The 12,864-nt window shown below is 67.6% G+C and carries 13 protein-coding genes; 4 read left to right on the forward strand and 9 right to left on the reverse strand.

The window, feature by feature from the left end; genetic code table 11:
* The first annotated feature begins 446 nt into the window (after window positions 1–446).
* Window positions 447–674, forward strand: a complete 228-nt coding sequence (locus OXS27_RS10335) for a hypothetical protein (RefSeq protein ID WP_267356011.1) — start codon at window positions 447–449, stop codon at window positions 672–674.
* A 12-nt stretch (window positions 675–686) separates the two neighbouring features.
* Complete coding sequence (locus OXS27_RS10340) at window positions 687–1,142, forward strand: hypothetical protein (protein WP_267356013.1); 456 nt, start codon at window positions 687–689, stop codon at window positions 1,140–1,142.
* 256 nt (window positions 1,143–1,398) lie between these two features.
* Here OXS27_RS10340 and OXS27_RS10345 read toward each other — a convergent pair whose 3' ends face one another.
* Window positions 1,399–1,653: a hypothetical protein gene (locus tag OXS27_RS10345; protein WP_243923476.1), complete on the reverse strand. Its 255-nt coding sequence runs from the start codon at window positions 1,651–1,653 to the stop codon at window positions 1,399–1,401.
* Window positions 1,654–1,670: 17 nt separating this feature from the next.
* Here OXS27_RS10345 and OXS27_RS10350 point away from each other — a divergent pair, with 17 nt between their 5' ends.
* Together OXS27_RS10350 and OXS27_RS10355 are read left to right on the forward strand one after the other, a co-directional pair.
* Window positions 1,671–2,096 (forward strand): hypothetical protein, encoded by a 426-nt coding sequence (locus OXS27_RS10350; protein WP_243923474.1) that lies wholly within the window; start codon window positions 1,671–1,673, stop codon window positions 2,094–2,096.
* Window positions 2,097–2,335: 239 nt separating this feature from the next.
* Window positions 2,336–2,776 (forward strand): hypothetical protein, encoded by a 441-nt coding sequence (locus OXS27_RS10355; RefSeq protein ID WP_267356017.1) that lies wholly within the window; start codon window positions 2,336–2,338, stop codon window positions 2,774–2,776.
* Between the two features lie 1,055 nt (window positions 2,777–3,831).
* On the opposite strand, the gene OXS27_RS10360 is transcribed toward OXS27_RS10355, so the two are convergent.
* The 8 genes from OXS27_RS10360 to OXS27_RS10395 form a co-directional block, all read right to left on the reverse strand.
* The gene (locus tag OXS27_RS10360) at window positions 3,832–4,044 is read right to left on the reverse strand and encodes a hypothetical protein (protein WP_267356019.1); all 213 of its coding nucleotides are present in this window, start codon (window positions 4,042–4,044) and stop codon (window positions 3,832–3,834) included.
* 1,002 nt (window positions 4,045–5,046) lie between these two features.
* Window positions 5,047–5,337, reverse strand: a complete 291-nt coding sequence (locus OXS27_RS10365) for a hypothetical protein (RefSeq protein WP_267356021.1) — start codon at window positions 5,335–5,337, stop codon at window positions 5,047–5,049.
* Between the two features lie 25 nt (window positions 5,338–5,362).
* The gene (locus OXS27_RS10370) at window positions 5,363–5,902 is read right to left on the reverse strand and encodes a hypothetical protein (protein WP_267356023.1); all 540 of its coding nucleotides are present in this window, start codon (window positions 5,900–5,902) and stop codon (window positions 5,363–5,365) included.
* A 129-nt stretch (window positions 5,903–6,031) separates the two neighbouring features.
* A complete protein-coding gene (locus tag OXS27_RS10375) occupies window positions 6,032–6,358 on the reverse strand; it encodes a hypothetical protein (protein WP_267356025.1) in 327 nt (108 codons plus the stop codon).
* 176 nt (window positions 6,359–6,534) lie between these two features.
* On the reverse strand, window positions 6,535–7,257 hold the full coding sequence (locus OXS27_RS10380) for a cell division protein DivIVA (protein WP_243921858.1): 723 nt from the start codon (window positions 7,255–7,257) through the stop codon (window positions 6,535–6,537).
* A gap of 498 nt (window positions 7,258–7,755) precedes the next feature.
* Complete coding sequence (locus OXS27_RS10385; protein ID WP_267356026.1) at window positions 7,756–10,914, reverse strand: efflux RND transporter permease subunit; 3,159 nt, start codon at window positions 10,912–10,914, stop codon at window positions 7,756–7,758.
* On the reverse strand, window positions 10,907–12,013 hold the full coding sequence (locus OXS27_RS10390) for an efflux RND transporter periplasmic adaptor subunit (RefSeq protein WP_267356028.1): 1,107 nt from the start codon (window positions 12,011–12,013) through the stop codon (window positions 10,907–10,909). Before OXS27_RS10390 ends, OXS27_RS10385 begins: the two co-directional genes overlap by 8 nt.
* Before the next feature lie 210 nt (window positions 12,014–12,223).
* Entirely contained in the window at window positions 12,224–12,613 is a 390-nt protein-coding gene (locus OXS27_RS10395; RefSeq protein WP_267356030.1) for an exopolysaccharide production protein YjbE, read from the reverse strand.
* Between the last annotated feature and the right edge of the window lie 251 nt (window positions 12,614–12,864).

Below are 12,864 nucleotides of genomic sequence, written 5' to 3' on the forward strand. Positions count from 1 at the left end.
AGGCCGTGGCGCTATTGGACGAGTTGCCGCAGCCTGGGAAACGGTCACGCCCGTAATGGGGGTTGAACGATGTGGTTCAATGCCGATTTTTCGGCATGGGCCAGATCGTGCCCTCGAGCACTTCTTGCGGAAGCAGCCGCGCTCGGAAGGGCGCACGGCATAGAGGCCGACAAGAGAAAGAACCGCGGCGCATTCAGCCACGAACCGCCGAAGCCACCACCGTCGCTCGATCTGGTCAGACGTCCGCCAATCGGTACAACTTCAGCCCGCCCCCCGACAAATGACGGCGGCGGGTACGCGAGAGTGTTTGATACTCGGCGGGAGCCTCCCCACGATCCGCATCGGCATCCACTTCGACGACCTGTTCTGCAGTATTATCGGTGAAGACATGAGGCTAGAGTTCACGGTAGTGGGCGACACGGTCGCTGGTCAGCGACCTTGCGGACTTGAATGCCTCGCTCGACGAGGCGCGCCCGGCCGAGCGCGACTTCAGGCGCCGTTACGAGGGCTTCGGCACCGAGCAGGCACGCGTGAGCCGCCTCTTGGAACTCTACCGCCGACGTGAGCGCCTGGCGGTCGAGCGTTCCCAGCTGGATGTCCCGATCCCCCGTCGCAAGCCGGGCGAGAAGGCCGCGGCAGGGCTGGACGGTCCGACCGCCCATACCTACGCGTAGTCAGTACAGGGCGTGCTTGAGGCGTGGGGCTTTCCCGGGAAGCCGACCGTCAGCTTCGATCACGAGGCCCAGGACATCCGGCTGAAGGGCAAGGAGCGCTCGGCCGACGGCAAGGGCGTGCGCGCTCTGCTGCAGGCGGCCATGAAGGTCGCGCTTCTCGTCTACTGCCAGGAGCAACGCCGCATACATCCCGGGTTCGTGGTTCTCGACACGCCGCTCCTGACCTACCGCGAGCCGCTACGTTCGAAGCACGGCGAGTTGAGCGCCGACGAGCAGGCGCTCAAGGACAGCGGTGTCGCAGGCCGGTTCTACGGCCACTTGGCGGCCCTGTCGGAGATCGGCCAGTTCCTGATCGTCGAGAACAGCGACCCGCCCGCGGAAGCTTTGGCCCTGGCGAACGTCCAGCTTTTCACCGGCGAGCCCGATGACGGACGCTACGGCCTCTTCCCTCGTAGGCGCGCAGGCTGATGGCCAAGATCAAGAACGATCCAGGTCGATACGTGACCCGCGCCTCGATGGGCGGACGGCGAGGCATGGACGCGGACCGCCCAAGACTTCCGTGACGCCCATGTCGACGACGGCCGGTACGTGACGTTCAAGTCACGCGACCGTAACGGGAACGACTGCCCCTCACCCACCGCGAGGCATCATATTCAGGCAGCCGGTCGACTGCGAAGCGAGAACAAGCCCAAGGATGTCGCCGTTGGTTTGCGGGAGGCAGACCTCAGGGGCTCGGCACGTTGCCGGGCAGGCGTACCACGAAGGCGCTCAGCCCCGTCTTGTTCAGCAGATCCAGGTAGGCTTCGAGGTCGGGCTCTGTCTTGTTGAGGGCAACGCGCGCGCGGTCCACGACCTCCTCGACGACCTCGGGAAGTTCATCGAGACGCGCGCACAGCAAGTCGTCCGGATCGATGGGCGCCAATCCGAAAGGGGCGAGGGTCTGCCGGTTGAAGTGCTTCTTGTCCCGCGTCACGATCATCGTGGCCCCGCATTCGAGTGCGCCAGGCCTGGGGCCTGCAGCGCAGCGGTCCGCGCATCCAGGCGGCGGTCGAGCGCGGCGTCGAGGTGGCCCGCGCACGCTGGGGAATCGAGCGGGACGGCCAATTCCTCGCGCTGACGGGCCAGTCGATCACAGTGCGCGACCGCAGCTTGGCGGGATCCGGCACCCTGCGGCGGCCGGATATGCTGCCGCCGACCGAGCTGCGCGCAGCGATCCAAGAGGTCGTGACAGGGAGTTTCGGAGCGAGCGCCGAAGAGATCGTGCCGGCGGTCGCACGTATGCTGGGGTTCAAAGCGACGAGCGCTCAGCTGCGTGAAGTCATCGGAGCGCAAATCGAGGAGCTCACGCGGGACGGTAGGCTGACCGTGCAGGGATCGCTGCTGGCGGTGGCGAGCCCGTCGCCGTCGCTACAGCCGGTGTGAGCGCCTGATTGTCAGGGACCGCGCTCGTGAGCGACCTGTACGTCGTCGAGGCGCCGGCCGCGGCCCAAGTGGCGCCAGCCATCCAGGTGGAGGCGCACGACATTCGCTGAGGGCTCGCTTCATGAGCCCCATGAGGCGCACAGTGACACGGCAGGTGAGTGGGAACGGAAAGGGAATCCTTACGCCGTCCAGGCCATGCGAACGGGCTGCCTAACCCCATATCGCCCGGGAAGCTCTCCGTGATCCGCATGTCCGCCGCCGAGTACCGCGCGCTCGGCCTGCCACCTATGACTCGCTTGCCCGCCGCGGCCGCATCCCAGTCGTCCGCGGACAACGAGGGGCCGGTCCATCGAAGCGTCCTTGACATCCTGCGTCTGCGCTTAGGGGCCCGCTACCTCGTCCAGCACACCCCCAACCGCCCGCGCAGTCGAGTCCAGGGCGGCCGAGAGAAGCGCCTCGGCGCCGTCAGGGGCTGGCCGGATCTTGCGGTCTACGGGCCGGGGCCGGCCGGACCAGCTTGCTGGTTCGTCGAGATCAAGCCGCCCGGCGCACCCGTGCCAAGCTATCAACGTGAGATCCACGCCCAGCTTCGGGCGGCGGGATTCGAGGTGCGCGTACTGCGCGGGATCGCGGACGCCGAAGCAGCGCTCGCCCTCTGGGGAATCCCAACCCGGACGTAGCGATCCGGAGACGAGGCTTGGTGCCCCCGCGCTTATCTTGCGCCCCGTCCGACGCGGGAAACCAAGTGTGTCTCGGCGTGCAACTTTGGGTCTGGCGCAAATTCGATGCTGATTGGCTCATGATGCGCCGATCAACATCGAAATTGCGCGAGACCCCTTATTCCACGCCCAATCACAGGCAGGCTGTCCCGGTGCGGCGCATGGTGTGTCACCAGTCCCGGGCATCATGGCTCTCGAAACACGCGGAGGCACTGCGCGGGACGCAGCGCTCTGGAACTGCGGGAGAGCGTTCGAACGCGCGGCTATCATCCGGAGAACTTCGGAATCTGGACCGGTTGGCTCGCAACTCGGTCGCCGGCAGGCAGGCCGATTGTTGGGGCTCGGCACCTCAGGGCGAAGGCGTTGCGCCTACGGAGTCCCGATAGCTGGGATCCTCTCAACGCGTGCTTGGCCGAGCGCAAGGCATCAGCCCGGGCGGCCTGGCCAAAATCGCCAATCGCGCCTCAGTCATCGCGGCCTTTCAGCTGACGCCGCGCGGCGGCAATTCCGCGAGCCTGGTGCGCGGCGGTTGGCCTGCACCCGGCACTGCCCCGCCATCACGGCCGGCGAGATCGGCTGGGGCATCAAGAGCGCGGCTGAGACTGCCCGCGCCGAGGCCGCGGGACAGTAAGTCGGGGCCGGCCGGTCCGACGCCGCGCCGATTCGAGCGCAGAGCGACCACGATGGTTGACCTCGCCGAGACCGTCGACGCGTTTGTGCTGTCGGACCACGAGCGGCCGCACCGCGAAGCCGACAGCATTCTGGCCACGCGCGTCGACCGATGGCCGGACCCTACGCAAGACGCAATCGACCGGGGGTGGGCGCGGCCCTTGCCACGATGCGGGTCGAACTGCGGGATGAGAATGCTCGACAAGCCGGCAAATTTCACCGCTGACGGCGATCAGGGCCTCGATTGCTGGCTCGGTGGGGCCCTGAACGGTGCAACTGCTCCTGAGCCAAATTTGAAGGGCTGTGGGCAAAAATCGGTCGGCCGTACGGCGAGGTTGAGCATTTGGTTACCCGCGCTTCGGCTTCTGTTGGTCCAGGATCTCGGCCAGGATCCCACCGGTTCGCGTCGGCCTCGCGGGGGTCACAGGCTTCGCCGTAGCGGTGGCCTTCGCGACGGGGGGACCGACAAGCCACAGGCGGCGGTAGAACGTTAGAACCGCGCTCTCGCGGAAGAACTTGCCCGGGCCGGCGGCCTCCGCCGCGGTCTCGGCGTCTTGCACCGCGGCTATGGCAGCCGCTTCATTTCGAAAGGTCCCGACCATGGTGGCCTTGGGCAGGTGCACCCGCTTGCCGGAGGTGCCGGTAGCGTTCGGCCGGAAGCCCTTGGCCTTCAGCGCATCAGTGTAGGCCTTGCGCGCATCGGCGCTCGTGTCTTTGCACTCTTTCGGATCCTAATAAAGCGCAAAGGCGCGCAGGTACTCGCCCGCCGTCGAGTCGTCTTCCACCATTGCAATCGTCTCCAAGCGTAGATTTTCCGCGGCCGGTAGTGTGCATCGATGCGAGCAGGTCGCGGCCTATAGCAGGGCACCGGGCGCGGAGACAGTCATTTCTCTTGCCGAGCTTGTCGCGTCGCCGCTGCGTGCACGATCCGCACACGCGAGCTGTCAGCGGTCCATCTCGTCAATCGCGGACTGACCGGCGCTGTATCGAACGCAAGGACCTCGGGCATGTTGTGGACTTCCAAACAGCCGAGAGCAGCGCGCTCGACGCCGCGATAGCGCGTGCGCCCGATCGTCTCGCGCCGGCCCAAGACCAATTTAACCCGCACGGATCAGTTTGACGCTTGAGCGCCATGCCTTCCTCCGGGCGGAATTCGTTCCTTCATTAAGGCCTCGGCGTTTACAGAAGGCCGATGAAGCTGTATCGATTGCCATTCCTTTATAGCGTGCGGCGTTTGCGCAAAATCGATTCGCGCCTCCTGGCCTGAATCCTGTCAAGCTCGGGTCAAAATATTTGATCTTAAAGATCGTGCATTTCAATATCTAGTTCATTATTCAAAGTGCGGAGAGCGAGGTGTGTCCTACGGCCGCTCACCGGGAAACGATCGGGAATCTTGGTTCCCATCTGATCCAAGATCAGCCGTTCTGCATTCAGCAGTCCAAGGTTGACTGGGGCGAATCCAGATAATACCCAATCAACTCGTGTACCGCTCCGGACCGTCTCGGCCGAAGGCTGATCTGGCTCGAATGATGGCAGCCGTCGACTAGGCGCGGCGCTCTGGTCTACAGCCGCGACAGGCGCAGGCGCCACGACCCATCGTCGGCGGCATCGGTTACGGTCGCATGCGGGGCGGACGCCTGAAGTGGTGACAGCGGCCCGATCGTGGCGCGATCGACCGGATCGGCCTGCACCATCGTGCAGCCGCCGAGCGCCAACGCGAGCGGCAAAGCCAGTAGTGCCCGGCGGAGCCAGACGCTCCTGGAGCGCGATCGCGCCTTCATCGGGTCGAAGAGCCACCCAGCACTGTACCGTGCGCCGGCTGGTGGAACCGCGTTGGGACCGAGGGCGCGCACGGGTCTGAACCTCCGACGATATTCCTCAGGCCGCGGCCCGCCGCTCGCCCGGAACCAAGTCCCGGCTCGCCTGCTCGATCCGCACCAGCCAGCCCTCGGCGGCCTCGGCGCGGCGCTCTGCGGCCTGGACCCGCGCCTCCATGGCCTGCAGCTTCGCGGCAGCCTCCGCCTGGATCTTTCCGATCTGAGCCTCGACACGCGCGCGCAGTTCAACGGCCTTCGCATCCGCCTGGATCTGGACCTCGCGCACCAGTTGCTCGAAGGCGCGGGCTTCCTGCTGCGACCGCTTCAATTCCTGCAAAAGGGCATCCTGCTCGGCGGCCTGTTCGCGCAGGCGCGCCTCCTGCTGCTGGGCGGCGCTCTTGGCCGCCGTCAAGGTATCGAGCACACCGGTCCAGTCCGAGGCCACGCGACGGGGCACAGGCGGTGCGTCACTCACCACGGCGAGCGCCGGCGCGGTCGGGACCAGGGCCGCCGGCGGCTTATCCTGGCCGTCCGGTCGATGCGCCACGATATGCGCGTCGAGAGTGGCCCAGAACGCCTCGTCCATCGCTGGCATCGCCATTCCCTTCTGCCCGTACGTGTCTCAAGACGGCGGTCCGGCAACGCTGCATCGGATGTTCGCGCGGAGCATCCGTTACGGCTTATCCGAACTGCGGCGGCTCCCGCGGACCGGGAGCCAAGCAACTCACTATCAGGTGCCCGACGTGCCGGTCTTGCGCGCGGCAGGCTCGACGACGAATTCGGACTCGATCGTCTCAGAAATCCGGCGCAGCCACTCCTCGGCCGACGCCGCACGCTCTTCCGCGAGACGGGCCCGCTCATCGGCGGCCCGGATCAGCATCGCGGCCTGCGCGTGGGCCTCTTCGGTGCGTTGATCGGCGGCGCGGACCTTCGCGTCGGCGTCCCGGAGATCGGCCTGGACCTGCTCGACCAGTTCCTGAACCCGCACTTCGTAATCTTGCGCGCGATCCTCGACTTCGCGGATGTAGTGCGCCGCGCCACGCACCCGATCGAGCAAGCTCGACCATTTCGTGGCCGTCGGCACCGATCCCAGAACGACGATCTTGGCCTCGGATCCAGCGCCATGCTCGCCCGATGCTGCGGCGTTTACCGGGTCGGACTTGATCCGTCTTGACTGGTCCATGGTCGATCCTGAAGCCGGGGCGGGAACGAAGACGTCCGGACGCTCGTCCCTCAGCCTTCGAACTGGACCTGACCCATATGGCCGCCGAGCAGAAGTGTCTTGGCTGCCGCATCGATCCGCGAGAGCCACTTCTCGGCGGTGTAAGCCCGCAGGTCGGCGACCCGCACCTGCTCCTCGGCCGCACGAACCCAGGCCTCGGCCTCGGCCTGCAGGGTGCGCACCCGCGCTTCCGCCTCGGCGCGGATCTCCTCCACCTGCGAGTCGGCATCCGCCTGAACGCGCTGGAGGCGGATATCGGCCCGCGTCTGGATCTCGTGTGACCGCATCTCGGAGAGCTGGAGCCGCTGCTGGGTCTCCTTCAGCTCGCGCTGCAGGGTCTCGATCAGCACCTCGTGGGAGGCGCTCTGCTCCCGAAGGCGCTTCTTCTGCTCGTCGGCAAGGCCGACCATGCCGTTGATGATGTCGAGGGTCGTCATCCAGTCCGCGACCGCATCGGTCTGGGCTTCGGAGGACGACGGCATCGACGCTTCGCTCAAGGCCATCGTGGGGGCCGCGACCGGCTCCGCATCGTTGACGGCCGGCTCCGGCATCATTGCGGCGGGGCCTTCGTCGGTGTCCAGGCTCAGGCGCAGCGCCGGCATCTCGCCGTGACCGGAACTGGGTTTGAGCCGTAAAATCTCAGCCGAGGGCTTCTCGGAAATACGGTCCAGACTTTCCGCGACCTGCGTCAGAATGTGGGACCAAGAGGCTGTGGGCGCCGCGATCATGCTCATTGCTGCCTTTCCCGGGGCGAACATGGGATGATAAAGCCACAGACGTGGTTAATGACCCGTTAATTGTGTATTCACCCGCTAGCTTTTCATAAGCTCCTCCTAACCATAATTAATCTTCGTCGCACTCGGGAGTGCCAGAGATTCTCGGGGGATTCGGCAGCTTCAGGTTGCCGATTCGTCGCGATTTTCTGATCGTTAACGCCTGCCCAGATCGGACAATCAGCCACTATTAATTGTGTCAGACGGGAAGCACAGGCGTCCAATAAGACGGACGACGACAAAATATCATTATCGAATGTAAAACCTGCCGCTTTTGATCGTATAGCTGAGCCATAGTTCTGGACGAATGGCAATCTTATCGCGCATCTGACCGCACCGCGAAGCATCCGGCATCGAATATGCGGCTGATCATCCTGGATTGCACACGCGACAGCTCGAACCCTGCTCCAAAGCATCCCACTCCAGCATCGATCCGCTGGAATGCCGCGAGCGCGGTTCTCACGGGCGAGCGGGCATCGACGCAGAATCCTCGACCCGCGCCGGACGGAAGCGGGCGAAGCGCTCGGCCAGGATCGGGAGCACCAGAAGGTTCAGAACCGTCGAGCTGACGAGGCCGCCGAGGATCACGAGCGCCATCGGCCCCTCGATCTCCCGGCCGGGCTCTCCCGCGCCGAGGGCGAGCGGCAGCAGGCCGAGCCCGGTGACCAGCGAGGTCATCAGGATCGGTACCATCCGGTCGGCGGCACCCTCAGCGGCAGTTGCGGCGTTCCAGGGACGGCCGTCCCGGTTCACCATCTGCTCGTAATGGGCGATCATCATCACGCTGTTGCGCAGCGAGATGCCAGCCAGGGTCACGAAGCCCACGATCGAACCGAGCGACAGGACGCCGCCGGTCAGCGCGGCCGCCGCGACACCGCCCACGAAGGCAAAAGGCAGGTTGACGAGGACGAGGATCAGGTTCGCCGCGGATCCCGTGACGATCGCGAGCAGCACCACGATGCCGAAGCCCGCGAGGCCCGCATGAAACAGGAGATCGCGCCGGGCGGCTGCCTGCGCCTCGGCGGCGCCCGAGAAGGTCACATACACGCCCTCCGGCAGACGGACCTCCCGGGCGATCTTGCGCTTGGCCGCCGCCACGAAGGCCGCCACGTCACGGCCCGCGACGTTGGCGGTGACCGCCTGCATCCGCTGCGCGCCGAGGTGCTGCACCTGGTAGCGGCCGGCACTCTCGTAGACATCGGCGACCTGCGACAGGCGCACGTAGCGCCCGCCGGGCGCCCGCAGCGGCAGGTCACCGACGGCGCTGAGGCGGCCCCGCACCTGCGCATCGAGGATCACCAGTACATTGACCACCGCATTGCCCCGGTAGCTCTGGCCGACGACATCGCCCTGATAGGCGGTGCGCACCGCCTCCAGCACCTCCACGGGATCGAGCCCCCAGTGGCGCAGATCCACCGGACGCAACGCGACGGTCACCTGCGGCAGGCCGGCCGGCGCGGCCTGCTGGACATCGCGGGCACCCTTCACCTCGGCGAGCTCCCGGGCGACCGAACGGGCCGCGGCCTCGATCCGGTCGAGGTCGCTGCCGATGACGTTGATCACCACCGAGGCGGTGAAGCCCGAGACCGTCTCCTCGATGCGTTCGGTCAGAAAGGACTTGAGCGAGAAGGCGGCGCCGGGAAAGCCAGCGATCAAAGTCCGGATCTCCGTCTCGACCTTCCGCTGGGCGGCCCCGTCGAGGCCGGGCTCCAGGTCGATGTGGATCTCGCTGTAATGCGGCCCCGCCGTGTCCTCGCCGGCCTCCGCACGCCCGATCTGCGCGGCGACCGCCCGCACCCCCGGTATCGCCTTCAGGTCGGCGGTGACGAGGCCGCTCAGCCGCTGCGATTCCTGCAGGGCAGTGCCGGGTATCGCCACCATGTGGAGGATCATGTGGCCCTCCCGGAGGTCGGGCAGGAACACCGCCCCGAGGGTCGGCAGGATGGCGGCACCGCCGAGCGTCACCAGCACGCTCGTCAGGATCGCGATCCGCGGCACCCGGCCGATCCACGCCAGCAGCCCGAGATAGCCCGCGCGGCTCCAGCGCACGACCGGGGGCTCACGCCGGGCTTCGCCGCGGCTCGACCGGCCGCCGAGCAGGAGCAGCACGAGGGCTGGCGTCACCGTCAGCGCCACGAGGAGCGAGGCGACGACCGCCGCGACGTAGGCGAGCGCGAGCGGTCCGAACAGGCGGCCGGCCACCCCGGTGAGCGCCAGGACCGGCAGGAACATCAGGAGCACGGCGAGCGTCGCGTAGGCGACGGAACTGCGCACCTCCAGCATGGCGCTCAACACCACGCGGGCGCCGCCACGCCCCTCGGCCCGCGCCGCCCGCAGCCGGCGGGACGCGTTCTCGACGCCGATCACCGCATCGTCGACCACCTCGCCGATGGCCAGCGCCAGTCCTCCGAGCGTCATGGTGTTGAGGCTTTCGCCCCAGGCCTGAAGCGCGAGCGCGGCCGCGATCAGCGACAGCGGTATGGCTGTCGCGCTGATCAGGGCGGCCCGCCAATCGGCCAGGAAGACCAGCAGCACGATCACCACGAGCACGCCGCCGATGGCGAGCGCCTGGATGACGTTGCCGGTGGCGACATCCACGAAGTTCGCCGGCCGGAACAGGTCGGCGCGCAAAGTCACGCCCTCCCGCTGCAGGACTGGGCGCAGTTCATCGAGCGCCGCCTCCAGGCGGGACGTGACCGCCCTCGTATCGACACCGACCTGGGCGCCGACCATCAGCAGCACGCCCGGCGTTCCGTCCACGAGCGCGGCACTGATCGCGGGTTCCGGGGCGGCCGTCACCGTGGCGACGTCGGAGAGCAGCACGCTCGGCCCACCATCGTTGTGCAGCACCGTCTGCCCCAGCGCCTCCGGGGTGAGCGACTGTCCCTCGGTTCGCAGCAGAACGCGCTGGTTCGGCGTGTCGACGAAGCCCGCCCCCCGGACGCCGGTCGCCTTGCGGGCCGCCGCCAGCACATCGTTGAGGCCGATCTGGTAGCGGATCAGGTCGTCCGGGCGGATCTGGACCTGCAGCGCGCGCACCGCCCCGCCGTAGAGCGACACCTGGGCGATGCCCGGCACCGCCTGGAGGCGGCGGCGCACGGTCCACTCGGCGAGGTGGCGCAGGTCCATGGCGTCGCGCGAGGCCGAAGTCAGGCCGACGAGGAGCACGGTGAGGGTCGATGACGTGAGCGGCGTCATGGCGGGCGCCGCAACCCCGTCCGGCAGGCGCCCCGCCATCGCCGCCAGCCGCTCGTTGACCCGCTGGCGCACCCGGTCGACGTCGCTGCCCGCCTTGAACACCGCGGTGATCACCGACAGCCCCTGGATCGAGGTCGAGCGCAGCGTTTCCAACCCGGGCAGGCCGCCGACCGCGACCTCAACCGGCTGGGTAACCAGCACTTCCACCTGCTCCGAATCGAGGCCGGGCGCCTCGGCCTGGATCGTCACGGTCGGGGGCGCAAATTCGGGAAAGACGTCGTAGCGCGCGCCCGCCAGGGCGTAGAGGCCGAACACCAGGAGCGCGCAGGCCAAGGCCAGCACCACCCGCGGATGCCGGACGGCGAAGCCGAGCAGGGCGGCCTGCGGCCCGCGAGCCGTCTCCCCGGACGGCTCAATCATCGTCGTCGCCCACGACGCGGATGCGGCTCTTCATCTCCTCGGAGAGGAGCGCCTGCCCGCCCCGCAGCACGATCTCGGCGCCCTCCGGCAGATCCTCGACCACGAAGGAATCCGCCGACATGGGCGCGTCCGGCCGGATCGCGTGCCGCACGAACGCGCCGTCGCCGGTGCCGCGATACACCCAGGTTCCCCCCTCCCCGTGGACCACCGCATCCTCGGGCACCAGCACGCCGCGGACCGATCGTTCGGCCGGCAGGAAGGCCATGGTGCTGGTGCCGGGCAGGAGGCCACTGTCGCCGGAGACGAGATAGAAGAAGCTCTGCCCCTGGATGCGGGGATCGGTCCGGGTCGCGGCCGAGACCAGCCGCATCGCGACTCGCACGCTCTGCGGCGGAACCTCCGCGAAGGCGGCCTCGGGCGGGGTCGCGAGGCTCTCGCCGGGCGGCAGCGTCACCTGGACCAGGAAATCCGCCCGCTCGATCAGGCGGGTGACGAGGGCCGACCGATCGATGATCGCCTTGCCGAGCACCGAGCCCCATTCCTGTCGCGCGGTGGCGCTGAGCGTGCGCACCTGCGATTCGGCCGCCGTCTGGGCAGCGCGGTCGGTGAGCAGGGTGCCCTCGGCGGTCTCGATCTGGGCGACCGCGACCACGCCCGCGCCGAGATTGCGAACGCGACGGGCGGCGCTGGCCGAGACCTCGACACGGGCCTGCGCCATCTGCAGCGCCGCGACGGCCCCGGCGTAGCTGTTGGTGAGTTCGGTAATGCGGGCGATGTCGAGAACGGTGCCGTAGGCGGTCAGTTCCTGCCGGTGGGGTACGGCCGGCCGGGTCTCGGCGACCAGGCCGATCCGCTCGCGCTCCGGTCCGGTCAGCCGGACGAAGGTGCGCCCGTCTTCCACGGCGGTGCGCTGTGCCGGAAGGCGAACCTCGGCAGCCGGAGCCCGGCGCAGGTCCGACAAAAACGTTTCGATCTGCGCGCGCAATCCGTGCAGATAGGGGGCGGCCCGGGCCGGCAGGATCACGTCCGGCGCCACGATGGCGGCGCCGATGACGGCGATCAGCACGCCGCCGGCGATCAAGCGCCCTCGCTGACCCACCTTATCTCCCTCCGCATGATGGCCAGCATATTTCGGCTTTGGTGCCGAATACATCCGGACGAGACGGGATCAAAGATCGCGGCGTCAGTTCATGGGGGATGCAGCGGCCGGCCGGACGCGATCCCTGGATCCACACTCCAGATGCGCGAAAGCCCGCTTCGGCGATGCGAGGCGGGCTTCCGGACGATTGTGTTGATGGAAAGCGGTGACTTAGCAGCCGTCGCCCTGGACCGGCGCGGTCTGCCGGTCGGCCATCGTGTTGTTCATCGCGCCGACCGTGCCGGGGGACGCCGGCTGATTTCCGCCCGCGAGGTTCTTGGCGGCCGGATCGGTGGCGTTCGACTTCGCGTCCGGGCTTGCCTTACCGTCGGCCGTCTGCGTGGCACCCGCGTTGTTCATGGCCCCGACCGTGCCGGGGGACGCAGGCTGATTTCCGCCGGCGAGGTTCTTGCTCGACTTATCGACATCCGAGCTGGCGGGGTTGGAGGCCTGCTTGTCCGGGGTCTTGGACGTCGTACCGGTCGCGCAAGGCGCAGCGAGGGCGGGGCTGGCCGCGAGGGCCAAGAGCGCGACGGCGCTGACCAGGCGTGTGACCTTCATGAACGTTCCTCCAAAGTTTTTTGCACTTGGCCAATCGCTAGATCCATCTGAGGTTCCGGCTCGAATGCCCGGAACTTCGCTTTGTCGCAGCGCGAGCTGAGCATTCGTGCGATTTCACCGGCCGAATGTTTCGATCGTCGCGCTCCCCCGACCGCCCGTCCGCAGGCCGGATCCCGCGCCATGCACGGATGGGTGCGGCATCGCCCTTGCACACGCCGTCGGCCTGCTCGAAAGTCCCGCCGGGCACCCCG

The organism is Methylobacterium sp. GC_Met_3 (genome assembly GCF_026540775.1).
Lineage (GTDB): Bacteria > Pseudomonadota > Alphaproteobacteria > Rhizobiales > Beijerinckiaceae > Methylobacterium.

Coding starts and splice junctions, on each gene's coding strand:
- OXS27_RS10345 (WP_243923476.1), bottom strand. CDS start 1,653: ATGATCGTGACGCGGGACAAGAAGCACTTCAACCGGCAGACCCTCGCC.
- OXS27_RS10370 (WP_267356023.1), bottom strand. CDS start 5,902: ATGGCGATGCCAGCGATGGACGAGGCGTTCTGGGCCACTCTCGACGCG.
- OXS27_RS10380 (WP_243921858.1), bottom strand. CDS start 7,257: ATGAGCATGATCGCGGCGCCCACAGCCTCTTGGTCCCACATTCTGACG.
- OXS27_RS10385 (WP_267356026.1), bottom strand. CDS start 10,914: ATGATTGAGCCGTCCGGGGAGACGGCTCGCGGGCCGCAGGCCGCCCTG.
- OXS27_RS10395 (WP_267356030.1), bottom strand. CDS start 12,613: ATGAAGGTCACACGCCTGGTCAGCGCCGTCGCGCTCTTGGCCCTCGCG.